Origin of the sequence: Lawsonibacter hominis (assembly GCF_014287895.1) — a bacterium.
Lineage (GTDB): Bacteria > Bacillota > Clostridia > Oscillospirales > Oscillospiraceae > Lawsonibacter_A > Lawsonibacter_A hominis.
Genome location: NZ_JACOPP010000010.1, coordinates 85,406 through 107,325, shown reverse-complemented (window position 1 = coordinate 107,325; position 21,920 = coordinate 85,406). Strand labels below are relative to the sequence as shown.

General features: G+C 63.9%; 21 protein-coding genes and 1 other annotated feature. Of the genes, 16 read left to right on the top strand and 5 right to left on the bottom strand.

Annotated elements, in window-relative coordinates; all coding sequences use genetic code 11:
- Positions 1 to 325: 325 nt before the first annotated feature.
- Complete coding sequence (gene ilvA / locus H8S57_RS09115) at positions 326 to 1,546, bottom strand: threonine ammonia-lyase (protein WP_186907769.1); 1,221 nt, start codon at positions 1,544 to 1,546, stop codon at positions 326 to 328.
- 144 nt (positions 1,547 to 1,690) lie between these two features.
- On the opposite strand from ilvA, the gene H8S57_RS09110 reads away from it, so the two are divergent.
- The 8 genes from H8S57_RS09110 (at position 1,691) to H8S57_RS09075 (ending at position 9,934) form a co-directional block, all read left to right on the top strand.
- A complete protein-coding gene (locus H8S57_RS09110; RefSeq protein ID WP_186907768.1) occupies positions 1,691 to 2,350 on the top strand; it encodes a 5-bromo-4-chloroindolyl phosphate hydrolysis family protein in 660 nt (219 codons plus the stop codon).
- 44 nt (positions 2,351 to 2,394) lie between these two features.
- On the top strand, positions 2,395 to 3,597 hold the full coding sequence (locus H8S57_RS09105; RefSeq protein WP_186907767.1) for a toxic anion resistance protein: 1,203 nt from the start codon (positions 2,395 to 2,397) through the stop codon (positions 3,595 to 3,597).
- 93 nt (positions 3,598 to 3,690) lie between these two features.
- The gene (locus H8S57_RS09100) at positions 3,691 to 4,254 is read left to right on the top strand and encodes a hypothetical protein (protein WP_186907766.1); all 564 of its coding nucleotides are present in this window, start codon (positions 3,691 to 3,693) and stop codon (positions 4,252 to 4,254) included.
- A gap of 9 nt (positions 4,255 to 4,263) precedes the next feature.
- Entirely contained in the window at positions 4,264 to 5,319 is a 1,056-nt protein-coding gene (locus H8S57_RS09095; protein ID WP_186907765.1) for a TPM domain-containing protein, read from the top strand.
- A 106-nt stretch (positions 5,320 to 5,425) separates the two neighbouring features.
- Complete coding sequence (locus H8S57_RS09090; RefSeq protein WP_186907764.1) at positions 5,426 to 6,106, top strand: response regulator transcription factor; 681 nt, start codon at positions 5,426 to 5,428, stop codon at positions 6,104 to 6,106.
- On the top strand, positions 6,103 to 7,905 hold the full coding sequence (locus tag H8S57_RS09085) for a sensor histidine kinase (protein ID WP_186907763.1): 1,803 nt from the start codon (positions 6,103 to 6,105) through the stop codon (positions 7,903 to 7,905). Before H8S57_RS09090 ends, H8S57_RS09085 begins: the two co-directional genes overlap by 4 nt.
- Before the next feature lie 107 nt (positions 7,906 to 8,012).
- Positions 8,013 to 8,888 (top strand): DUF975 family protein, encoded by an 876-nt coding sequence (locus H8S57_RS09080; RefSeq protein WP_186907762.1) that lies wholly within the window; start codon positions 8,013 to 8,015, stop codon positions 8,886 to 8,888.
- Positions 8,889 to 9,046: 158 nt separating this feature from the next.
- The gene (locus tag H8S57_RS09075; RefSeq protein ID WP_186907761.1) at positions 9,047 to 9,934 is read left to right on the top strand and encodes a putative ABC transporter permease; all 888 of its coding nucleotides are present in this window, start codon (positions 9,047 to 9,049) and stop codon (positions 9,932 to 9,934) included.
- A gap of 321 nt (positions 9,935 to 10,255) precedes the next feature.
- On the opposite strand, the gene ilvD is transcribed toward H8S57_RS09075, so the two are convergent.
- Positions 10,256 to 11,917, bottom strand: coding sequence for a dihydroxy-acid dehydratase (ilvD, locus tag H8S57_RS09070; protein ID WP_186907760.1), 1,662 nt, complete (start codon positions 11,915 to 11,917; stop codon positions 10,256 to 10,258).
- Positions 11,918 to 12,022: 105 nt separating this feature from the next.
- Between ilvD and H8S57_RS09065 the strand changes: the two genes are divergently transcribed.
- From H8S57_RS09065 to H8S57_RS09055, 3 genes are all read left to right on the top strand, one after another.
- The gene (locus tag H8S57_RS09065) at positions 12,023 to 12,712 is read left to right on the top strand and encodes a FadR/GntR family transcriptional regulator (RefSeq protein WP_186907759.1); all 690 of its coding nucleotides are present in this window, start codon (positions 12,023 to 12,025) and stop codon (positions 12,710 to 12,712) included.
- A gap of 96 nt (positions 12,713 to 12,808) precedes the next feature.
- The gene (locus tag H8S57_RS09060) at positions 12,809 to 13,072 is read left to right on the top strand and encodes a helix-turn-helix domain-containing protein (protein WP_207723747.1); all 264 of its coding nucleotides are present in this window, start codon (positions 12,809 to 12,811) and stop codon (positions 13,070 to 13,072) included.
- Positions 13,057 to 13,572 (top strand): hypothetical protein, encoded by a 516-nt coding sequence (locus H8S57_RS09055; protein WP_186907758.1) that lies wholly within the window; start codon positions 13,057 to 13,059, stop codon positions 13,570 to 13,572. Before H8S57_RS09060 ends, H8S57_RS09055 begins: the two co-directional genes overlap by 16 nt.
- 132 nt (positions 13,573 to 13,704) lie before the next feature.
- Here H8S57_RS09055 and ilvC read toward each other — a convergent pair whose 3' ends face one another.
- The 3 genes from ilvC to ilvB all read right to left on the bottom strand — a co-directional run bounded on the left by ilvC (position 13,705) and on the right by ilvB (position 17,093).
- Entirely contained in the window at positions 13,705 to 14,724 is a 1,020-nt protein-coding gene (ilvC, locus tag H8S57_RS09050; protein ID WP_186907757.1) for a ketol-acid reductoisomerase, read from the bottom strand.
- A gap of 86 nt (positions 14,725 to 14,810) precedes the next feature.
- Entirely contained in the window at positions 14,811 to 15,371 is a 561-nt protein-coding gene (ilvN, locus tag H8S57_RS09045; RefSeq protein WP_186907756.1) for an acetolactate synthase small subunit, read from the bottom strand.
- A gap of 12 nt (positions 15,372 to 15,383) precedes the next feature.
- On the bottom strand, positions 15,384 to 17,093 hold the full coding sequence (ilvB, locus tag H8S57_RS09040; protein WP_186907755.1) for a biosynthetic-type acetolactate synthase large subunit: 1,710 nt from the start codon (positions 17,091 to 17,093) through the stop codon (positions 15,384 to 15,386).
- A 55-nt stretch (positions 17,094 to 17,148) separates the two neighbouring features.
- Positions 17,149 to 17,390 (bottom strand) — a binding site (T-box leader).
- Between the two features lie 313 nt (positions 17,391 to 17,703).
- Between ilvB and rsxC the strand changes: the two genes are divergently transcribed.
- Genes rsxC through rsxA form a run of 5 tightly spaced genes read left to right on the top strand, consistent with a single transcriptional unit; the run spans position 17,704 to position 21,909 of the window.
- The gene (rsxC, locus tag H8S57_RS09035) at positions 17,704 to 19,050 is read left to right on the top strand and encodes an electron transport complex subunit RsxC (protein ID WP_186907754.1); all 1,347 of its coding nucleotides are present in this window, start codon (positions 17,704 to 17,706) and stop codon (positions 19,048 to 19,050) included.
- Positions 19,047 to 20,105 (top strand): RnfABCDGE type electron transport complex subunit D, encoded by a 1,059-nt coding sequence (locus tag H8S57_RS09030; protein ID WP_186907753.1) that lies wholly within the window; start codon positions 19,047 to 19,049, stop codon positions 20,103 to 20,105. Before rsxC ends, H8S57_RS09030 begins: the two co-directional genes overlap by 4 nt.
- Positions 20,106 to 20,108: 3 nt before the next feature.
- Complete coding sequence (locus H8S57_RS09025) at positions 20,109 to 20,657, top strand: RnfABCDGE type electron transport complex subunit G (protein WP_186907752.1); 549 nt, start codon at positions 20,109 to 20,111, stop codon at positions 20,655 to 20,657.
- A 14-nt stretch (positions 20,658 to 20,671) separates the two neighbouring features.
- Positions 20,672 to 21,319, top strand: coding sequence for an electron transport complex subunit RsxE (gene rsxE, locus H8S57_RS09020; RefSeq protein ID WP_186907751.1), 648 nt, complete (start codon positions 20,672 to 20,674; stop codon positions 21,317 to 21,319).
- A complete protein-coding gene (gene rsxA, locus H8S57_RS09015; protein WP_186907750.1) occupies positions 21,319 to 21,909 on the top strand; it encodes an electron transport complex subunit RsxA in 591 nt (196 codons plus the stop codon). Before rsxE ends, rsxA begins: the two co-directional genes overlap by 1 nt.
- Positions 21,910 to 21,920 lie beyond the last annotated feature (11 nt).

The window sequence follows — 21,920 nt, the reverse complement described above, 5'->3', positions numbered from 1 at the left end:
TTCAGAAAGTTCTGCTAAAATGGGCCATACCGCCGGAAGAAGGGCGGGGCACCGGGATGCGGGGTGCGACATAGGATACGGCAAGCGGATGACGCCCCGGGACGGCTGCCGGTCCTCCCCAGGCGCCTGCGCGCCGGCTCCCACAAGACCCGGCCCGGCGGCATGGGCCCCGGAACAGCGCGCCGCATCATATAGATGTCCAGGGGGGACCGTGTCCCCCCTGGACTGAGACGATGCCCCAGGCGGAAGCCGCTTTCCTGAGAAGGCTGCGCCCCGCTGCGCGCGGGCGGTCTGCAGCCGGTTGGGACGGGCCGTCCCCCCTGGACTAATGGTAGAAATCGTTGGTGTGGCATTCCCGGGCCTGGTAACCCTCTTTGCACAGGGCGTCCAGGATCGCCCGCTTGTGGGTGTGGCCGAAGGCCTCCAGCGTCACCCGCAGCTCCACGCCGCTCTGGCGGTTGATATTGACGAACTGGTTGTGCTCCAGCTTGATGATATTGCCGTTTTCCCGGGCCACGATGGAGGCCACCCGCAGCAGCTCGCCGGGGCGGTCGGGCAGCTGCACCGAGAAGGTGAACACCCGCCCGCGGTTGATGAGCCCGTGCTGCACCAAGCTGGCCACGGTGATCACGTCCATGTTGCCGCCGGAGAGGACCGGCACCACGTTCTTGCCCTTGCAGTCCAGGTGGTTCAGGGCGGCGATGGGCAGCAATCCGGCGTTTTCCACGATCATCTTGTGCTTTTCCATCATATCCAGAAAAGCGTCCACCAGCTCGTCGTCGTCGATGGTGATCACATCGTCGATATTTTTTTGGATATAGGGGAAAATCTGGTCGCCGGGGGTTTTGACCGCCACGCCGTCGGCGATGGTTTCGATCCGGGGCAGGGTGAGCACATGTCCGGCCTCCAGACTGGCTTTCATGGAGGCCGCGCCGGTGGGCTCCACGCCGATGACGGTCACGTTGGGGTTGAGCAGCTTGGCCAGAGTGGACACGCCGGTGGCCAGTCCGCCCCCGCCGATGGGCACCAGGATCACGTCCACGTCGGGCAGGTCCTGGAAGATCTCGTAAGAGATCGTGCCCTGGCCGGTGGCGACGGCGGGGTCGTTGAAGGGGTGTACGTAGGTCAGGCCCTGTTCCTGGGAAAGCTGGGCGGCCAGGGCCGCGGCGTCGTCGAAGGTTTCCCCCTGCAGGATGACCTTGGCCCCGTAATCCTTGGTGTTGTTGACCTTGACCAGCGGCGTGGTGGTGGGCATGACGATGGTGGCCTCCACTCCGGCGGCCTGGGCGGCGTAGGCCACGCCCTGGGCGTGGTTGCCCGCCGAGGCGGTCACCAGCCCGCGGGCCTTCTCTTCCTCGGACAAGGTGCTGATCTTGTAGTAGGCGCCCCGAATCTTATAGGCCCCGGTGACCTGCATGTTTTCCGGCTTGATGTATACCTGGTTCCCGGTGGCCCTGGAGAAGGCCTTGCTGTAGACCAGGGAGGTGTTCAGAATGACCCCGGACAGCACGGCGCGGGCTTCCTTGAACTCTTTCAGAGTGAGCATAGCGGGCAGACTTCCTTCCAATCTATAAGTAGTAATATTCTAATGAGTTTTCCCGGCAAAGTCAACGTGTTCTTGACACTCCCGCCGGGCAGGGGGTACAATAAAACCAACTGGGGCGCTGCCCCGTGGATGGAGGCTGTGCCGATGGCGAAGATCGTGAAAAAATCCCCCGTCCCGCTGTACCTGACGGCGGCGTTGTGGATCGTGTGGGCGCTTCTGGGCCCGATGTATGCCCTGTGGCATTTCCTCCTTTTGGCGGGGCTCTCCATCGCGGTGTTTTGGGCGGCGCGGCGCCTGTTCCGCGACCGGGTGCTGGTGCTGCCCGACCCGGAGCCGGAGGCGCCCAGCGAGCCGGTGACGACCGGAAACCCGGAGGTGGACGCCCTCATGGCCGAGCGGGACAGGGCCGTCTCCGAGATGCGCCGCCTCAACGACAGCATTGAGGATGCAAAGATCTCCCGGCAGATCGACCATATGGAACGGGTGACCCAGAAGATCTTCGCCCATGTGGCGGCAAACCCCAAAAAGCTGCCCCAGATCCGGCGCTTCCTCAATTATTACCTGCCCACCACCCTCAAGCTGCTCAACGCGTATGACCGCATGGACGACGCGGGGGTGGCGGGGGCCAACATCGACGGCACCATGGGTAAGATCGAAGCGATGCTGGACACGGTGGTGCTGGCCTACGACAAGCAGCTGGACGCCCTGTTCGCCGACGAGGCGCTGGATATCTCCACCGATATTACCGTGATGGAGCAGATGCTCTCCCAGGAGGGCCTGGGCGGGACGCAGCTGGGCCGCTGAACGGTGAAACAACGACTTGATGATAACAATGGAGGATGAAGACCATGACGGATCATGCCGATTTTACCCCTGAACTGACCCTTTCCCCCGATTTGAATACCGCCGCTGCCGCCGCCGAGGCCCCCAAGGCGCCGGAGACCCCCAGCCTGACCCTGGACCCCACTGTGGCGGTGGACGAGGCGGCCGCCCAGAAGGCGCGGGACGCCAAGGCGGTGCAGCTGGACGAGAGCCAGCTTACTGAGGCCGAGCGCAAAATGGTCAACGACTTTGCGCAGAAGATCGACATCACCGATTCCAGCGTGGTGCTCCAGTACGGCGCGGCGGCCCAGAAGAATATCGCGGGCTTTTCGGAAAATACGCTCAATTCCGTGCGCACCAAGGATCTGGGCGAGGTGGGCCAGGCGCTGTCTTCCCTGGTGGTGGAGCTCAAGGGCTTCGGCAAGGAGGAGGAGAAGGGCGTCTTCGGCTTCTTCAAAAAGAAACGCAACGAGCTGGAGGCCATGAAAGTGGCCTACACCAAGGCGGAGGCCAATGTGGACAAGATCGTCCAGGTGCTGGAGAACCATCAGGTGACCCTGATGAAGGACATTGCCATGCTGGACCAGATGTATGACCTGAACACCAAGTATTATAAGGAATTGACCATGTATATCCTGGCGGGTAAGAAGCGCCTTGCCCAGGTGCGGGAGAACGAGTTGGAGCAGCTGCGCAGAAAGGCCGCCGAGACCGGCGCCCAGGAGGATGCCCAGGCCTACAACGACCTGGCGAACATGTGCTCCCGCTTTGAGAAGAAGATCCATGATCTGGAGCTGACCCGCATGATCTCCATCCAGATGGGGCCTCAGACCCGCCTGATCCAGAACAACGACAGTCTCATGCTGGAAAAGATCCAGTCCTCCCTGGTGAATACCATCCCCCTATGGAAGAGCCAAATGGTGCTCTCCCTGGGCCTGGAGCACTCCCGCCAGGCCACCGCCGCCCAGAGCGCGGTGACCAACATGACCAACGAGCTGCTGCAGAAGAACGCCGACATGCTCAAGATGGGCACCATCGAGACCGCCAAGGAGGCCGAGCGCAGCGTGGTGGATATCCAGACCCTTCAGCACACCAACCAGCAGCTCATCTCCACGCTGGACGAGGTCATGAAGATCCAGCAGGACGGCGCCCAAAAGCGCCGGGAGGCCGAGGTCGAATTGGGCCGTATCGAGGGCGAGCTGAAGCAGAAGCTGCTGGAGCTTCGGGGGTAGACGGGTCAAAAAAGCGGTCACGGCGCCGTTTGGGCAGCGCCCGGGCCTTTGGCGCGGAGACGCGGGCGGAATTCTGCAAAGCAAGGTGAGCCTATGAAGTTTCTGAAATCCTATACCGGGGCCATGGTGGTGCTGGCGGCGGTCATCGTATTGTCCGCCCCCCTGGGATGCCTGCGTTCCGTGAACGCCCAGCGCGCCCAGGTGCTGGAGCTCTTCGCCCAGGGCGGGCAGGGGGACGGCGGTTCGGTGGCCTCCGACCTGCAGGACCGTATCGGCACGGCGCAAAATCTGCTGACGGTGGCCCGGCGGTACCCGGAGACCGACGGAATTTCCGACCTGGAAGGGGCCATCGCCTGGGCGCAGGGCAACGCCGACCCGGACAAGGGCGCCTTTCCGGAAGCCGACGTGAACATGGGTGCGGTATGCGCCCAGGTCATCGCGCAGCTGCGGGCGGCGGGCGTGTCGGAAAAGGACGCCCAGTACCTGTACGGGTTTGAGGCGGAGCTGTCCGGGGCCGCCGACCGCATGAGCCGGGATGAATACAGTAAAGCGGCCGACCGCTTCAACCGCAAGGTGCTGGGGCGCTTTCCCGCGGTGCTGCTGCGAAATCTGGGAGCGGTCAAGGAACTGGCTTTGGTGGCTGATGTGAATGATTAGGAGAGAGCGATGAGAAAAACGAACTTATCCGCGCTGCTCTGCGCCCTGCTGTGCATGGCGCTGCTGACGGCCCCGGCGCTGGCAGTGGTGCAGGCGCCCGAAAACACCTGCGTGGGGGATTATGCCGGCGTGCTGAGCGACGCCACGGAGGATTACATCATGACCCAGAACGAGACGCTGACCGCGGCCACCGGCGGAGCGATCGTGGTGGTCACGGTGGACTTCCTGGACGGCATGGAGATCGACGATTACGCCTATGAGATCTTCAACGACTGGGGCATCGGAGACGCGGACGCCGATAACGGACTGCTCCTTCTGCTGGCCATCGGGGAGGAAAACTACTATGCCCTGCAGGGCAGCGGCATCCAGAATGCCCTCACCGCGTCCAAACTGGACGATTATCTCTGGAACTACTTGGAGAGCGACTTTGCCGCGGGGGACTATGATGCCGGGGTACGGAAGGTCTTTGACGCGTTCTACGACTGGTACGACAGTTATTACGGCGGCCTGAGCGCCGGTCGGGGCCAGGGGAGCGGCGGTGCGGGGAACGAATTTGATTATTATCCGGAACCGGCCGGCCCAGGCGCAGTGACCACCGTCGTGGGCTCCATCGGGGCGTTGCTGGCCGTCGTTGCGGTGGTGCTGCTGATCGTTGTGGTCTGTGTGTGTGACGGCATGCGCTACCGGCGTTACCGCAGACGTTATCTGATGCCGGGCATGCCGCCCCCGCCCTACATCTACCGGCCCTTTCTCTTTGGGCGCCCGCACCGCCCGCGCCCGCCCCGGCCGCCCCGCGGCCCCGGCGGGTTTGGCGGTCCCGGCCGGCCGGGCGGCTTCGGCGGAGGACCCCGCCCGCCCCGGGGCGGCACGTTTTCGGGCGGCTTCGGGGGCGGCGGCTCCCGCGGCGGCGGCGCAGGCCGCAGGCCGGGCGGCTCCTCCTTTGGCGGCGGATTCTCCGGCGGGTCCTTCGGCGGGCGCGGCGGGTTCGGCGGCGGCTTCGGGGGCGGCTCCCGGGGCGGCTTCGGGGGCGGCGGCTCCCGCGGCGGCGGCGCAGGCCGCAGATAACGACAAAAATTCCCCGGAGCCCGGCTCCGGGGAATTTTTCGTGCGACGGTACGACACAGAACGGACATAAGATTGAGGTAAGATATCCGGGAAAGGAGCGGAGCGCATGGGTTATCAAGTACTTCTGGCGGAGGACGAGGCACGGATGCGGGATATCGTGCGGGACTATCTCGCCGCCCATGGCTGGGCGTGCGACCTGGCCCGAAACGGCGCCGAGTGCCTGGACCTGCTGCGGGACCATGATTACGACGCGCTGCTGCTGGATGTGCTGATGCCGGAGCTGGACGGCTTTGCCGTCTGCCGGGCGGTGCGGTGTGGCAGCGGAGTACCCATCCTGTTCCTCACCGCGCTGGGCGGGGAGGAGGACGTGCTCCGGGGCTATGCCCTGGGCGCGGACGACTATGTGACCAAGCCCTTTTCTCTGGCGGTGCTGCTGGCCAAAACGGAGGCGCTGATCCGCCGGAGCCGCGGTCAAAGCGCGGACGGACGGCTGCGCTGCGGAGCCATTTCCGTGGATCCGGGCCGCCGCGTCTGTACAGTTAGTGATCAAACGATCAAATTATCCCCGCGGGAATATGAATTGCTCCTGTGCCTGCTGCACAATTCGGGAAGAGTCCTCAGCCGTGCCCAGCTGCTGGATAAGGTTTGGGGCCTCGACTTTGACGGAGACGAGCGGGCGGTGGACGTGCGCATCAAGAGCCTGCGCGCGGCCCTGGGGAGCGCCGGAAAGCAGATCAAAACCGTGTTCAAGGCGGGGTATCAGCTGGAGGAGGCGTGCGAGGGATGAGGCGTTTTTGGAGCGCGGGGCCCCGGAGGCTGCGCTGGAAGCTGCTGCGGCCCCTGGGCGGGACGTTTGCCCTGCTTTGGCTGGGCACCATGGCCCTGCTGACGCACAATACCTGCCGGGAGCTGGAGAGCAGCGCCAAAGCCGCGGCCCGTTCCGCCCAGACGAGTCTGGAGGAGCACTGCGAATTCTATGAGAACAACCTCGCCAACGGACTGGGGGACGAGGCGGCGAACATCCTGCGGAACAACCTCAGCTCCCTCTCGCTGGGGCAGGTCAGCGAAATGGACGGAGGGATGGCCCTGACGGCCCGGACGGAGGCGGGATATGTCCGCAGCCAGCTGGCCTGGGGCTGGGGCCACCGGGAGGGCGTGGACATCGGCCAGCGGTGGTACATCTCCCTGGACGAGGGGCTGGACGACCGGGGCCAGCTGGAGCTGGCCCGCTGGATCCTGGCCCACCGGTCGGGGTGGGAGTACGGCATCTACCCGCCGGACGACCGGGAGGGCGCCTGGAGCGGGGACGGCTCCTTTGCCCGGATCACCGGGCTGGAACGACCGGGCCACGCCATCGCCGTGCAGAAGATTGAGATCATCCATCCCGACGGCACGGCGGACACCATGGTGGAGACCGCCCTGGAGGGGGCGGGCGAAACCTGGGACTTCGCCTACCTGCAGGTGCGCAGCGTGCTGCTGCCGTCCTGGAGCAGCAATGGGAAGGACGGCCCCGTCAATATGGAACGGCGGCTGGCCTCCTTCCGGGAGGCCCAGGCCATCCTGGACCGGGAGATCGCCGGGGCGGAGCGCTCCGTTTGGAAGGACGGGGGGTTTGCCCTGGGGAGCACAATGGGCAACACGGTGCTGCAGTATCTGGCCGTTCAGTGCGACGTGCTGCCCGCCGCGCTGAAGCAGGAGGCGGGGCTGTACCTCAGCACGGGTCTGTTGACCCTGATCGTCCTGCTGGTTTTGTCCGCGCGCCTGTCCAGGCAGGTGACCGAGCCGGTGGAGCAGCTGTGCGCCCGGGTGGCCGAAGGAGCGTCCTGTCCGGAAAACGGCCCCATCCGGGAGCTGAACGCCCTGGCGGCGGCGTTCCATTCCGACCAGGCCAGACGGGAGGCGCAGCTGACCCGCGAGCGGGACTTCGCCCGGGCGGCCGCCCATGAGCTGAAGACCCCGTTGGCTGTGCTCCGCTCCCATGCGGAGGCCCTGCGGGAGGACATCGCCCCGGAAAAGCGGGCGCAGTATTTGGATATTATCCTGGATGAGAGCGACCGAATGGGCGCGCTGGTGGGGGAGATGCTGGACCTGTCCCGGCTGGAGGCGGGTGCGGGGGGTTCGGAGGTCCTGCCGGTGGAACTGGCGGAGCTGGCGGAAGAGACCCTGTCCCGGCTGGCTCCAGGCGCACGAGCCAAAGGTGTGCGCCTGGAGCCCGACCTGCATCCGGCATTGGTGTCCGGCGACCGGGCCCGGCTGGAACGGGTCCTCTCCAACCTGACCTCCAACGCCCTGCGCCATTGCCCCGCCGGGGGCGCGGTGCGGGTGCAGACCGAACGGGTCCGGGGGCAGGCGGTGCTTACGGTGGAGAACGACGGGGAGCCGGTCCCGGAACAGGACCTGCCCCGCCTGTGGGAGCCCTTTTTCAAGGGAGACCGTTCCCGCAGCCGGGCCCGCGGCGGGGCCGGGCTGGGGCTGGCCATCGTCCGCGCCGCCGTGTTGGCCCATGGGGGAAGCTGTACGGCGGAGAATATCCCCGGCGGCGTCCGGTTCCAGGTGCGGCTGCCCGCCTTGCAATCGGAGCGGTAGTATGGTACAATACCCGCATAGCGGCTCTTGTGCCGATTGACCGGCGCCGCAGGCCGCTGCGCGGTCCTGGCAGGAGCGTTCAAACAGAGATTGCGAGGGATCTTGGAATGGGATTCAACCGACCGGAAGCCAAATTTCAAGCCAGAAACGCCATGCGGGGCGCCTATCCTCACCCCATGCTGGTGACGCTGGTCTATGTGCTGCTGACCAGTGTGCTGGCCAGCGCCATCATGTACTTTGTGAACAACCCCTTTCAGATCGCCTACGTGTATCTGCTGGACGGCATCTATGACCCGGAGACGATTTTTCACTATGTGTTCCTCCCGGGCCGGGTTGCCCTTTACGCAGTGCTGGAGCTCCTGATCTCTCTGTATACCTGCGTCATGGGCTTCGGGTACACCTCTTACAGCCTGCGCCTGGCCCGCGGTGAGCAGCCGGGCTACCGCAACCTGATGGACGGTTTCGCACGGATCGGCCGTGTGCTGATCTGCGCCATCCTGATCAGCGTGTTTACCGGATTATGGACCCTGCTGGCCATGATCCCCTATCTGGCCGTCATGATCCTGGCCGCGGTGCTGGACAGCGGCGTGCTCATCGCCTTGGCGGTGGTGCTTTGCATCGCGGGCGTTGGCTTCGGCATCGCGGTGAGTTACCGTTACCGCCTGGCCTATTATTTGCTGCTGGACGACCCGGATATGGGGAGCCTGGAGGCGATTTCCCGCAGCAAGCAGGCCATGCGCGGCTGGAAGGGCTCTTTGTTCGTGCTGGATCTGTCCTTCCTTGGGTGGATTCTGCTGACGCCCTTTACATTAGGCATTTTGGGGTTGTGGCTCAACCCCTATATGGGGGCCGCTGAAGCCAATTTCTACGATTACGTGGTCCACGGCGCGTTTGGCCCCCAGACGGCGGAGGGCGGGCCGCAATCCGGCGGGTACGGACCCAACTACGGCGGCCCCACGAATGACCCGGGGCAGCCCTTTTAAGCTCCGGCAGCTGGCGCTTACCGCGGCTCCGCGCGGAAGAAGGCTTGAAAGCGCGGGGGAGCGCGGATCGGGATCGAAAAAGGCCCACCCTGCTGTGGTGGGCCTTTTTTGTGGCTTGACGGGAAGACGCCGGGTTTCCCGGGGAGGGAGGAGAACGCATGTACAGCGGATATGAGCTTTTATGGATTTTCTTTGTTTATGCGCTGCTGGGCTGGTGTACCGAGGTGAGCTATGCGGCTCTGGTGACGGGGAAATTCGTCAACCGGGGATTCCTCAACGGGCCGGTGTGTCCCATTTACGGCTTCGGCGCGGCCATTATTTTCCTCTGCCTGGAGCCGCTCAAGCAGAACCTGCTGCTGCTCTTTCTGGGGTCGGTGCTGCTGACCTCCCTGTTGGAGCTGGCGGCCGGATTTGTGCTGGAGAAGCTCTTCCATCAGCGCTGGTGGGATTACTCCGACGAGCCCTTCAATCTGGGCGGCTATATCTGCCTGCGTTTTTCCATCGCCTGGGGGCTGATCGGGCTGTTTGTGGTGGATCTGCTCCATCCGACGGTGATGCTGCTGGTGCGCCTGCTGCCCCATACGCTGGGCGTGGTCCTGCTGGCCTGCTTCGGAGCGGTCATAGCGGTGGATCTGGCGGCCACAGGCAGCTCCATCGCCAGGCTCAACCGCCAGCTGAAGCAGATCGACGCATTGGCCGGGCGGATCCGGGAGCTGTCCGACGAGCTGGGCGAAAATCTGGCGGACAAGGTGCTGGAGGCGGCGGAGAAGGGGACGGCCTGGAAAGAGGAGCTGGACGAGCAGACCAAGCAGCTGCGGGTCGATGCGGCGGAACGGAAGGAAGAACGAAGCCAGGAGCGCTTACGGCGCAGGCGGCAGCGGCAGCAGGAGCTGGCGGAGCTGGGGGAGAAGCTGGAGCATGCGCTGGATGGGCATGCCTTCGGCCAGCGCCGCCTGATGCGGGCGTTCCCAAAGATGCGCTCCATCCAGCACCATCAGGCGCTCCAGCGCCTGCGCCGCCGCATGGAGCGCAAAGAGCAATCGTAAAAATGGGGATGGCTGCAACCATGCAGCTTTCAGGCCCGAGCCGGCAATATGCCCCTTAAAAAAGTTGCATAGGATCGCAATGGCGATCCTATGCAACTTTTGTTTGGAATTGATGTTTGGGAATCCGGTTTTGCAAGACGCCCCCGGCCTGTCGGAAAGCCTTGAGCCGATGCAGGAAAACAAAGGGTTCCTGCAAAGGAGAACGCCCTGCGCAGGAGGTTCGCCGCCGCAGCGGCGAAGGGAATGGAGATCCGTATTTTTTGAGGACATGCGTCTCAGAAAAAACACGGCTCAGCCCGCGAACATGCACGCGCGGGCCGCTTATTCCAGCACCGCGCCGCGGGCGGCGGAGGAGACCTGTTTGGCGTAGCGGGCCAGATAGCCGGTCTTGATCCGGGGCTCGGGGCAGGTCCAGGCGGCCTTGCGCGCGGCCAGAACGGCCTCGTCCACCCGGACCTCGATCTTACAGGAGGGAATGTCGATGCAGACCAGATCCCCCTCCTCCACAAAGGCGATGGGGCCGCCCAGGGCGGCTTCGGGGGAGACATGGCCGATGGCCGCGCCGCGGGTGGCGCCGGAGAAGCGGCCGTCGGTGATGAGGGCGACAGAGGAGCCAAGGCCCATACCCACGATGGCGGAGGTGGGGTTGAGCATCTCGCGCATGCCGGGGCCGCCCTTGGGGCCCTCATAGCGGATGATGACCACGTCGCCCGGGACGATCTTGCCGTCGTAGATGGCCTGGATGGCGTCGTCCTCGCTGTCGAACACGCGGGCCGGGCCGGTGTGGGACATCATCTCCGGGGCGACGGCGGAGCGCTTGACCACGCAGCCCTCGGGAGCCAGGTTGCCCTTGAGCACGGCGATGCCGCCGTCGGCGGAGTAGGGGCGGTCGATGGGCCGGATCAGCTCCGGGTCCCGGTTGACCACGCCCTCCAGGTTTTCCTCCAGCGTTTTGCCCGTAACGGTCAGCACGCCGGTGTCCAGAAGGCCCTTTTGCTTCAGCTCCGCCATGACGGCGTGGACGCCGCCCGCCCGGTCCAGGTCCTCCATGTAGGTCTCGCCGGCGGGGGCCAGATGGCACAGGTTGGGCGTGCGGGAGGAGATCTCGTTGGACATGTCCAGCGAGAGTTCGATGCCGCATTCATGGGCGATGGCGGGCAGGTGGAGCATGGTGTTGGTGGAGCAGCCCAAGGCCATGTCCACCGTGTCGGCGTTGTGGAAAGCGGCCTCGGTCATGATGTCGCGGGGCTTGATGTCCCGCTTGACCAGTTCCATGATCTGCATGCCGGTATGCTTGGCCAGACGCAGGCGGGCGGAGTAGACGGCAGGGATGGTGCCGTTGCCCTTGAGGGCCATGCCGATGGCCTCGGTCAGACAGTTCATGGAATTGGCGGTATACATGCCGGAGCAGGAGCCGCAGGTGGGGCAGGCATTGCGCTCATACTCCTCCACACCGGCCTCATCCAGCTTGCCGGCGTAGTAGGAGCCCACCGCCTCGAACATATGGCTCAGGCAGGTGCGCCGGCCGTCGGTCAGGTGACCGGCCAGCATGGGGCCGCCGGAACAGAAGATGGTGGGGATGTTGACCCGGGCGGCGGCCATCAGCAGGCCGGGCACGTTCTTGTCGCAGTTGGGGATCATGACCAGACCGTCGAACTGATGGGCCATGGCCATGGCCTCGGTGGAGTCGGCAATGAGGTCCCGGGTGACCAGGGAGTATTTCATGCCCACATGTCCCATGGCAATGCCGTCGCACACGGCGATGGCGGGGAACTCGACGGGGGTGCCGCCCGCGGCGCGGACGCCGGCCTTTACGGCCTCGGCGATCTTGTCCAGGTTCATATGGCCGGGGACGATCTCATTGTAGGAACAGACCACGCCGATGAGGGGACGCTCCAGCTCCTCCTTGGTGTAGCCCAGGGCATAGAACAGGGAGCGGTTGGGGGCGGCGGGGACGCCCTTCTTTACATTGTCGCTGCGCATGGGAGACCTCCTTATGTAAAAAGATGTATGATGACACTTGCATTGTCTGACTTTATACTATAGGATAGAAGCAGCACTGTCAAGAACTGACCTGGAGGTAAGTGCATGGAAAAGAAGAACCGGACGCAGCAGACCGCTGAGAGTCTGTATAATCATATCGTGGTGGAGGGGCGCAGAAAGCCCGGGGAGAAGCTGCCCAACGAAGTGGAGCTCGCCGCCGGGCTGGGCGTGAGCCGCGCCACGCTGCGGGAGGCCATCCGTACCCTGTGTACCCGGGGGGTGCTGGAGGTGCGCCGGGGCAAAGGGACCTATGTGTCGCAGCGGGTGGGTGAGATCGACGATTTCGGTTTTTCCGGAGTGGACTATGCCAGGGGGCAGCTGCGGGACCTGTTTGAGCTGCGCTCTATTTTTGAGCCCAGGGCCGCCCGGCTGGCCTGCCGCCGGGCCACGGAGGGGGAACTGGCGGAGATCCTGCGGCGGGGCGCGGATGTGGAGCGCTGCATCCGCTTGGGCGAGGACCGTACCCAGGCCGACCGGGCCTTTCACGCGGCCATCGTCCGGGCCGCCCACAACGAGTTCATGGTGCGCCTGCTGCCCATGATCGACCAGGCCGTGTCCGCCGCCATCGTCTCCGGCGGACACGGGGCGCAGCTGGCGGAGGACACCCTGCGGGATCATGCGCTGCTGCTGGAGTTTTTGCAGAAACGGGACGCGGCGGGGGCGGAGCACGCCATGGCCATCCACATGCATCACTCCATCGACGTGATGGGGCTGGGGGAGGAAACGCAGCCGTAAAACCGCCGCAGGCCCCTGGGGGCGCTGGATTCTACCGCTGGTCGGTTGACAGGAGCGGGCGCCGCCGCCTAAAATGGGCCCAAAGGAGGGTACGGAATGTACGAGATTGACAAGGCACGATTCGGCGCCTTTGTGGCCGGGCTGCGGCGGGAGGGCGGAATGACGCAGAAAGAGCTGGCGCAGCGCCTGTTTGTTTCCGATAAGGCGGTAAGCAAATGGGAGCGGGGCCTGAGCATGCCGGATGTGGCGCTGCTCGCCCCGCTGAGCGAGCTTTTGGGCGTGACGGTGACCAACTTCTGCGGGGACAGCGCACCCAGGAGCGGGAGACGCTGGAGGCCGGGGAGGTGGAGCGGCTGGTAAGCTCCGCCGTGCGGCTCTCCGCCGGAGAACAGCGCGTTCGTGCCCGGCGGCGGAAGGGGTGGCGGCTGGCCTGGGTGCTGTGCGCCCTGGCGGCGGCGGGGGAGGTGGCGCTGCTGCTGGCCATGGGCTTCTCCTGGGAAGAGATGGGGAGCACGGTGCTGCTGGTAGTCATGCTGTGCGTGCTCTTCGGAGCATGGCTGTGCTTTTTGGCGCGGGAGAGCCTGCCCCGGTATTATGATGAGAACAAGATCAGCTTTTATGGGGACGGGGTCTTTCGTATGAACCTACCGGGGGTCCATTTCAACAACAGCAACTGGCCCCATGTGCTCAACGCCATGCGGGTGTGGCTGCTGGGAACGGAGGTGGCTTTCCCGCCCCTGTGGTGGGCGGTCCATACGCTTTGGCCGGGGCACGCGCTCAGCGCGGAGCTGCCGCTCACCCTCTTTGCCTGCCTGGGCTTTTGCCTGCCCACCTATTTTGCCGGAAAGAAATACGAATAGGCGGCAGGCGGCGTTTGGCACAGGGGTGGCGGGAAATGCTGCAGAGCAAAGGAAATCCGTGGGGGATCGACACAGGCCATTACGCAGGAAAGCGGCCGTCCCGGATGGGGCGGCCGCTTTATGCAGCGTGGTTTAGTTGGAGGCGCTGTCCAGATCCTTGTCGCCGCCCCAGATCATGTTCTTGCGCAGCTCGGCGCCCACGATCTCCATCGGATGCTTGGCCAGGTTGGCGCGCTTGGAATTGAAGAAGGTGCGGCCATTCTTGTTCTCGGCGATCCACTTGCCGGCGAACGTGCCGTCCTGAATGTCCGCGAGGACCGCCTTCATGTTCTTCTTGGTCTCCTCATAGGGCAGAACCCGGGGACCGGAGACGTACTCGCCGTACTCGGCGGTGTCGGAAATGGAGTAGTTCATGGCCGCCACGCCGCCCTTGTTGATCAGGTCGATGATGAGCTTCATCTCGTGGATGCACTCAAAGTAGGCGTTCTCCGGCTCGTAACCGGCCTCCACCAGGGTCTCGAAGCCGCACTTCATCAGGTCCACCACGCCGCCGCACAGCACGGCCTGCTCGCCGAACAGGTCGGTCTCCGTCTCGTCGTGGAAGGTGGTCTCCATCACGCCGGCGCGGGCGCCGCCGATGCCGGCAATGTAAGCCAGGGCGATCTTATAGGCGTTGCCGGTGGCGTTCTGCTCCACCGCCACCAGGCAGGGCACGCCCTTGCCCGCCACATACTGGGAACGAACGGTGTGGCCGGGGCCCTTGGGGGCCGCCATGAACACGTCCACACCGGCGGGCGGGACGATCTGCTGATAGCGGATATTAAAACCGTGCGCAAACGCCAACGCCTTGCCTTCGGTCATGTAGGGAGCGATGTCCTTCCTGTAGACGTCCGCCTGGACCTCGTCGTTGATGAGGATCATAACGATGTCGCCCCATTTGGCGGCCTCGGGAACGGTCTTGACCGCCAGGCCGGCCTTCTCCGCTTCGCTCCAGCGCTTGGAGCCCTCCCGCAGACCCACGCACACGTCGCAGCCGGAATCCTTCAGGTTGAGGGCATGGGCGTGACCCTGGGAGCCATAGCCGATGATGGCGATCTTTTTGCCGTTGAGATAGCTGAGCTCACAGTCCTTTTCATAGTACATCTTTGCCATGATGATACACTCCTTAATAGAAATAGGATACTTGTGGTTCATAATAACACGGAGAAGGGAAAAAGAATGATAACTGTGATACAATCTTACAGGAAATTCTTTCCCAAATTAAATTCCGCCTGCTCCTTGTTCTCGTCGCTGATCGTATAGGCGCCCCGCTCCAGCGCCACCATGCCGGTGCGCACCAGTTCGAGGATACCGAAGGCCTCCAGCAGGCGCTGCATGGCCTCGGCCTTGGTCTCGTCGCCGATGAGGGCCAGCGTGAGGGACTTGAGGGATACATCGATGATGGAGGCGCGGAAGATGTTGGCGATCTGAATGATCTCATTGCGAATGTCCGGGGTCTCGGCCCGGACCTTGAACATGACCAGTTCCCGGCGGATGGACCGCTCCGGCAGCAGCTCCTGCACGGAGTAGACGGGAAACTGCTTGCGCAGCTGATTCATGATCTGCTCGATCATGGCGTTGTCGGCCAGCACTTCAATGGTGATGCGGGAGATCGCCGGATCGTCGGTGGTGCCCACGGCCAGGGATTCGATGTTGTAGCCCTTCCGGGAGAAGAGCCGGGAGACCTGAGAGAGCACGCCTGCGGCGTTCTCCACCAGTACGGAGAGGGTGTGGCGCTTGACTGCGTTGGCGTCGTTCATATCGTCGCCCCCTTAATCCAGAATAAAGTCGGTGACCGGCGTGCCGGCGGAGACCATGGGGTGGACCATGGCGTCCTTGTCGATGGCGCACTCGATCACATAAGAGGTTCCGCAGGCGACCGCCCGGCGGAAGGCAGCCTCAAACTGGGCCTGGTCGGCGGCGCGTTCCCCGGGAATACCGTAGGCCTCGGCCAGCTTGATGAAATCGGGGCCCCGATCCAGATCGGTCTGGGAGAAACGCTTTTTGTAAATGAGGTTCTGCCACTGGCGGACCATGCCCAAGGTGCGGTTATTGAAGATAACGGTGATCACCGGGATGCCGTAGTGCTCTTCGGTGCACAGCTCGTGGCAGTTCATGCGGAAGCAGCCGTCGCCGGTGCAGTGGACCACTACCTTGCCGGGGTTGCCCACGGCGGCGCCCATAGCGGCGCCCAGGCCGAAGCCCATGGTGCCGAACCCGCCGGAGGTGATGAACTGCCCGGGACGGGAGAAGTGGTAGTACTGGGCGCACCACATCTGATGCTGGCCCACGTCGGTGACGATGATGGCGTCCCCGTCCGTCACGTCCTGAACGGTCTCCAGGATCTCGTGGGGGTGAAGAATGTCGTCCCGCTTGAGGGGGACTTCCGAATGGGAGAAGACCCATTCCTTCCAGGTGGGGTATGCGTGCTGGGGCAGGCGCTCATTGAGCAGCTCCAGCACCCGCCGGGCGTCCCCGATAATATGGTGATCGGTGCGTACATTCTTGTCGATCTCCGCCCGGTCGATGTCGATGTGGACGATCTTGGCCCCCCTGGCAAATGTGGCCGGATCGGTGGCCACGCGGTCGGAGAACCGGCAGCCGATGGCGATGAGCAGATCGCACTGGTCCACGGCGTAATTGGAGGCGTGGGAGCCGTGCATGCCGATCATGCCGGTAAACAGCGGATGGCTGCCCGGCAGCGCGCCGCCGCCCATGATGGTGGAGGCCACCGGGGCGCCCAGCCGTTCCACAAATCTGCGGAACTCCGGCACCGCGCCCTTGGAGCGGATGACGCCGCCGCCCACCAGCACCAGAGGCATCCGGGCGGTCTCGATCAGGTCCAGCAGGGTCTGGATATCGCCCGCGTCCGGTTCCGGCGTCTTCAGGTCGTGGCTGGCCCGGCGGAGCATAGCCCCCAGCCGGCCCTGGGAAGCGTGCTGCTCCAGAGGCAGGGGGGTGTAATCCGCCTCGGCGGCGGTGACATTTTTGGCAATGTCGATGAGCACCGGACCGGGGCGGCCGGAGCGGGCGATGGCAAAGGCCTCCCGCATCACGTCCGCCAGGGCCTCCGGGTCCCGCACCAGGTAGTTGCACTTGGTGATGGGCATGGAAATGCCGGTGATGTCCACCTCCTGAAAGGAGTCCTTGCCGATCAGATTCTCGCTGACGTTGCAGGTGATGAACACCACGGGGGAAGAGTCGTAATAGGCGGTGGCGATGCCGGTGGTCAGATTGGTGGCCCCGGGCCCGGAGGTGGAGAAGCATACCCCCACCTTGCCAGTGGAACGGGCGTAGCCGTCGGCGGCATGGGAGGCCCCCTGCTCATGGGCGGTCAGAATATGGCGGACCTTGTTTTTATAACCGTGCAGCTCAAACTCGTCGTACACATTCAGGATGGTACCGCCGGGGTAGCCGAATACCGTATCGACCCCCTGCTCCAGCAGGCACTCCATCAGGATCTGGGCGGTTTTCATTCTCATAGGTGCTCAGGACCTCCTTTGGCCGGAATTCGGAAAAACACAAAGCGGCTTCGTCCCATAGGACGAAGCCGCTACTCCGTGGTACCACCTAAATTCGCAGGAAATCCCCGCGCACTCGTTGCCCCGATAACGGAGGGGACCCGTGCCGGTTTACTGCCGGGCCCGTGTTCCAAACAGGCGCCAGGTTCAGCCGGCCCGCTCCCGGGCGACCTTCCGGACGGCCTCACGGAAGCTTACACCAGCCGCTCCCTCTCTGCGCTTGCGCGCCGCCCGTACTGACCCGATCATGGCTCTTTGCCAAATATTATTTGTTATGATATCGCCCCGGCGGAAATTTGTCAATCCAAACCTGCCGACTTTCAAAGGTTCTGCGTTTTGAACAAGGAGGCTGGCGCTCAATGGCAAGAAATTTGCTGTGAGCGCCGGAAGTTAGTGTGAGCTAACAACGAAATCGGGAGAAATGTAGATAATATAGTGGAAAAATACCTTAAACTGAACGGTTTTGCTGGACATTTTGCGTGCGCTGCGTTATGATAACTCTGTTTGAAATACCGGTCAAACGGCTCTAAAATACGGCCCGTGTGTGGGCCCTGATTTGCGAGGTGGACCTATGAAGCAAAGCTTTTATGGAGGCGTGCACCCCAATGACCGGAAAGAGGCGACACGCCACAAGGCAGTGACGCCCCTGGGTGCCGCGCCCCAGCAGGTCGTCATCGCCATGTCGATGCACATCGGCGCGCCCTGCAAGAGCGTGGTGGCCAAGGGCGACCACGTGACGGTAGGACAGAAGATCGGCGAGATCGCCGGTCTGGGCGCCCCCATCCATGCGTCTGTGTCCGGGACGGTGACGGCGGTAGAGCCCCGGCCTTATCCCGGCGGGAACAAGGTCATGTCCGTGGTCATCGAGAACGATTTCCAGGATACCTTCGGCTCCGACTTGACGCCCCATCCCGACTACTCCAAGCTGACGGCGGATGAGATCGTGGAGATCATCAAGGAAGCGGGCGTTACCGGTATGGGCGGCGCCGGGTTCCCCACCCATGTGAAGATCAGTTCCGGCATCGGCAAGGTGGACACCCTCATCCTTAACGGCGCCGAGTGCGAACCCTACATCACCGCAGACCACCGGCTGATGCTGGAGCAGGGGGAGCGGGTCATCGGCGGCGCGCGCATTCTGATGCAGGCCTTCGGGCTGCAGAGCGCCACCATCGGCGTGGAGGCCAATAAGCCCGACGCCATTGAGCATCTCCAGGCCCTGGTGGGGGCCCGCGCCGACGTGCATGTGGAGTCCCTGCGCACCCGGTATCCCCAGGGCGCTGAGAAGCAGCTCATCCAGCGCCTCACCGGCCGCGAGGTGCCCCCCGGCGGCCTGCCCGCCCATGTGGGCTGCGCGGTGTTCAACGTCGGCACCGCCGCCGCGGTGTACGACGCCGTGGTGGAAGGCAAGCCCGTCACCCACCGCATCGTCACCGTCACCGGCGACGCCGTCAAGGAGCCCTGCAACCTGCTGGTGCCCCTGGGCACCTCCTTCCAGCATCTGATTGACGAGGCCAAGGGCTTTGCCGAGGAGCCCGACCGGGTGCTCACCGGCGGCCCCATGATGGGCATTGCCCAGCATACGCTGGAGGTCGGCATCATCAAGGGCACCAACGCGGTGCTCTGCCTGACCCGGAAGGAAGCCGCCCCCATTGAGACCGAGGAGGTCTGCCTGCGCTGCGCCCGCTGCGTCAACGTCTGCCCCATGCACCTGACCCCCGTGTACATGCATCTGTACGCCGGAAAGGGGATGTGGAAGGAGGCCGAGGCCCTCAACGTCATGGACTGCATCGAGTGCGGCTCCTGCAACTACATCTGCCCCGGCCGGCTCCACCTGGTCCAGTCCTTCCGGATGACCAAGATGGAACTGCGCCAGCTGGCGGCTAAGGAAAAAGCGGCAAAGGAGGCGGCCAAAGCATGAACGAGGAGAAAAAGCTGAGGCTCAAGGTGGCGTCTTCGCCCCACGTGGCCTCCCCCATCAATACCATGTCCCTCATGCGGGACGTACTGATCGCCCTGGTGCCCGCGCTGTGCGCGGCGGTGTTCTTCTTTGGCCCCCGGGCCCTGATCGCCACAGCCGTTTCCGTGGCGGCCTGCGAGCTGTTCGAGTGGGGCTACCGGAAGCTGATGAAAAAATCCCTGGCCAACCAGGACCTGTCCGCCGCCGTCACCGGCGTGCTGCTGGCCTTTGTCTGCCCCGTGACCCTGCCCTACTGGGTACTTATCATCGGCGATTTCTTCGCCATCGTGGTGGTCAAGCAGCTCTTCGGCGGCCTGGGCAAGAACTTCATGAACCCCGCGCTGGGCGGGCGCGCCTTTTTGATGCTGTGCTACCCCGTGGCCATGACCACCTGGGCCAAGGCGGGGACCGCCAACTGGGCCCCGCTGGGGATGAGCGTGGGCCAGGATTACATCGACGCCTTTACCGGCGCCACCCCGCTGGGCGCCGACTTTATGCATAACGCCGCGCACCGGCTGCCGGACGCCAGCCTGCTGGACGCCTTTGTGGGCAATGTGGGCGGCTGCATCGGCGAAGTCTCCGCTCTGCTGCTCCTCATCGGCGGCGTCTACCTGATCGTCCGCGGCGTCATTCGGGCGCGCATCCCGGTGGCCTTTATCGCCACCGTGGCGGTGCTCACCTTCCTCTTCCCCCAGGGCGGAAACGACCGGCTGACCTGGATGCTTTACCAGCTGTGCTCCGGCGGACTGATGCTGGGCGCGTTCTTTATGGCCACCGACTACGTGACCAGCCCCGTCACCAAGAAGGGCGAGATCATCTTCGGCGTCGGCTGCGGTCTTTTGACGGTGTTCATCCGCTATTTCGGCGGCTATCCCGAGGGCGTGTCCTATGCCATCCTCATTATGAACTGCTGCGTGTGGCTGCTGGATAAGGTGGGCAAGCCCAACCGCTACGGCGTCACCAAGGAAATGCGCGAGGCGCAGAAGGCCGCGAAAAAGGCCGGGAAGGAGGGCTAAGCCATGAGTGAAACTGCTGTGAAGAAAGAACCCGGCATGGCCACTCTGGTCCTGGTGCTCTTCGCCATCAGTGCGATCGTGGCCCTGCTGCTGGGTGTGACCAATATGATCACCAAGCCCTACATCGACGCAAACGCCGAGAAGACCAAGCAGGCCGCCATGGCCGAGGTGCTCCCCGCCGATGGATATGAAGAGGTGAAATATACCGGCGGCGACGGCACCGTGGACGCGGTGTACCGTGCCGGCGACGCGGGCTGGGTGGTACAGGTCACCCCGGCCACCTCGTTCAGCGGCACCCTCTCCGTGATGGTGGGCGTGGACATGGAAGGCAAGTGCACCGGGGTGTCCATCGTGGCCACCGGCGAGACCTCCGGCCTGGGCTCCAACGCCAGCAAGCCGGCCTTTAAGGATCAATTCATCGGCAAGTCCGGCACGCTGGCCGTCTCCAAGGACGGCGGCGAGATCGACGCCATCACCGGCGCCACCATCACCTCCCGCGGCGTGACCGAGAGCGTCAACAGCGCCCTGGCCGCCGCCGCGAGCATGGGCTGAGGAGGTAAGTGAACATGAATGTGAAAAAGCAATTGATGGATGGCCTCATCCATCAGAACCCCGTCACCGTCCAGCTGCTGGGCATGTGCTCGGTTCTGGCCATCACCACCAGCCTGTTCAACGGCATCGGTATGGGCCTTTCCGTACTGGTCATCCTGACCTGCGCCAACGTGGTCATCTCGCTGCTGCGCAAGGTCATCCCCAGCAAGATCCGCATCGCCTGCTACATCGTGGTCATCGCGGGCTTCGTGACCATCGTGGATCTGGCCCTGAAGGCATTCCTGCCCGCCCTGTCCTCCAGTCTGGGCCTGTTTATCCCCCTGATCGTGGTCAACTGCATCATCCTGGGCCGCGCCGAGGCCTTCGCCTCGAAAAACGGCGTGGGCGCCTCCGCGCTGGACGGCATTTTCCAGGGGCTGGGCTACACCGTGATCCTGATCATCATGTGCGTGGTCCGCGAATTTTTGGGCAACGGCACCTTCGGCGGCGGGATCCTCAACGGCGGCGAGGGCATCCGCATCCTGCCCGAGGGCATGCCCGCGCTGGGCATGATCCTGCCGGTGGGCGGCTTCCTCACCCTGGCCTGTGTCATTGCCGCCATGCAGTATTTCCTCAGCCGCCCCAAGAAGGGCGACAAAAAGAATGAGGAGGTGGCCAAGTAATGGATCTGACCAAACTGTTCTCAGTCGCCCTGGGCGCCATCCTGGTCAATAACTTCATCGTAGCGCAGTTCCTGGGCATCTGCCCCTTCATGGGCGTGTCCAAGAAGGTGGAGACCGCCACCGGCATGGGTATGGCCGTTATTTTCGTCATGGGCTTGGCCAGCGCCATCTGCTGGCCCATCAACGAGTTCATCCTGGAAAAGTTCCACCTGGGCTTTATGCAGACCGTGACCTTCATCCTGGTCATCGCCGCCCTGGTGCAGTTCATCGAGATGTTCCTGCAAAAGTCCATGCCCTCCCTCTATGAGGCTCTGGGCGTGTATCTGCCCCTGATCACCACCAACTGCGCCGTGTTGGGCGTGGTGCTGCAGAATACCCAGAACAGCTATGATTTCATCACCAGCGTGGTGTACGGCGTCACCGGCGGCATCGGCTTCCTGGTGGTCATCGTGCTCTTCGCCAGCATCCGGGAGCGCATGGAGTTCTCCGAGTGGCCCAAGGCCTTCGAGGGCTTCCCCATCGCCCTGGTGGCCGCAGGCCTGATCGCCCTGTCCTTCATGGGCTTCTCCGGCCTGAAGGTCTTCGGTTAAGGGGGGCGGGA

What these genes read in the sequence shown, in the direction of transcription:
- ilvA (WP_186907769.1), bottom strand. Translation starts at nt 1,546, where the DNA reads ATGCTCACTCTGAAAGAGTTCAAGGAAGCCCGCGCCGTGCTGTCCGGG.
- H8S57_RS09110 (WP_186907768.1), top strand. Translation starts at nt 1,691, where the DNA reads ATGGCGAAGATCGTGAAAAAATCCCCCGTCCCGCTGTACCTGACGGCG.
- H8S57_RS09105 (WP_186907767.1), top strand. Translation starts at nt 2,395, where the DNA reads ATGACGGATCATGCCGATTTTACCCCTGAACTGACCCTTTCCCCCGAT.
- H8S57_RS09100 (WP_186907766.1), top strand. Translation starts at nt 3,691, where the DNA reads ATGAAGTTTCTGAAATCCTATACCGGGGCCATGGTGGTGCTGGCGGCG.
- H8S57_RS09095 (WP_186907765.1), top strand. Translation starts at nt 4,264, where the DNA reads ATGAGAAAAACGAACTTATCCGCGCTGCTCTGCGCCCTGCTGTGCATG.
- H8S57_RS09090 (WP_186907764.1), top strand. Translation starts at nt 5,426, where the DNA reads ATGGGTTATCAAGTACTTCTGGCGGAGGACGAGGCACGGATGCGGGAT.
- H8S57_RS09085 (WP_186907763.1), top strand. Translation starts at nt 6,103, where the DNA reads ATGAGGCGTTTTTGGAGCGCGGGGCCCCGGAGGCTGCGCTGGAAGCTG.
- H8S57_RS09080 (WP_186907762.1), top strand. Translation starts at nt 8,013, where the DNA reads ATGGGATTCAACCGACCGGAAGCCAAATTTCAAGCCAGAAACGCCATG.
- H8S57_RS09075 (WP_186907761.1), top strand. Translation starts at nt 9,047, where the DNA reads ATGTACAGCGGATATGAGCTTTTATGGATTTTCTTTGTTTATGCGCTG.
- ilvD (WP_186907760.1), bottom strand. Translation starts at nt 11,917, where the DNA reads ATGCGCAGCGACAATGTAAAGAAGGGCGTCCCCGCCGCCCCCAACCGC.
- H8S57_RS09065 (WP_186907759.1), top strand. Translation starts at nt 12,023, where the DNA reads ATGGAAAAGAAGAACCGGACGCAGCAGACCGCTGAGAGTCTGTATAAT.
- H8S57_RS09060 (WP_207723747.1), top strand. Translation starts at nt 12,809, where the DNA reads ATGTACGAGATTGACAAGGCACGATTCGGCGCCTTTGTGGCCGGGCTG.
- ilvC (WP_186907757.1), bottom strand. Translation starts at nt 14,724, where the DNA reads ATGGCAAAGATGTACTATGAAAAGGACTGTGAGCTCAGCTATCTCAAC.
- ilvN (WP_186907756.1), bottom strand. Translation starts at nt 15,371, where the DNA reads ATGAACGACGCCAACGCAGTCAAGCGCCACACCCTCTCCGTACTGGTG.
- ilvB (WP_186907755.1), bottom strand. Translation starts at nt 17,093, where the DNA reads ATGAGAATGAAAACCGCCCAGATCCTGATGGAGTGCCTGCTGGAGCAG.
- rsxC (WP_186907754.1), top strand. Translation starts at nt 17,704, where the DNA reads ATGAAGCAAAGCTTTTATGGAGGCGTGCACCCCAATGACCGGAAAGAG.
- H8S57_RS09030 (WP_186907753.1), top strand. Translation starts at nt 19,047, where the DNA reads ATGAACGAGGAGAAAAAGCTGAGGCTCAAGGTGGCGTCTTCGCCCCAC.
- H8S57_RS09025 (WP_186907752.1), top strand. Translation starts at nt 20,109, where the DNA reads ATGAGTGAAACTGCTGTGAAGAAAGAACCCGGCATGGCCACTCTGGTC.
- rsxE (WP_186907751.1), top strand. Translation starts at nt 20,672, where the DNA reads ATGAATGTGAAAAAGCAATTGATGGATGGCCTCATCCATCAGAACCCC.
- rsxA (WP_186907750.1), top strand. Translation starts at nt 21,319, where the DNA reads ATGGATCTGACCAAACTGTTCTCAGTCGCCCTGGGCGCCATCCTGGTC.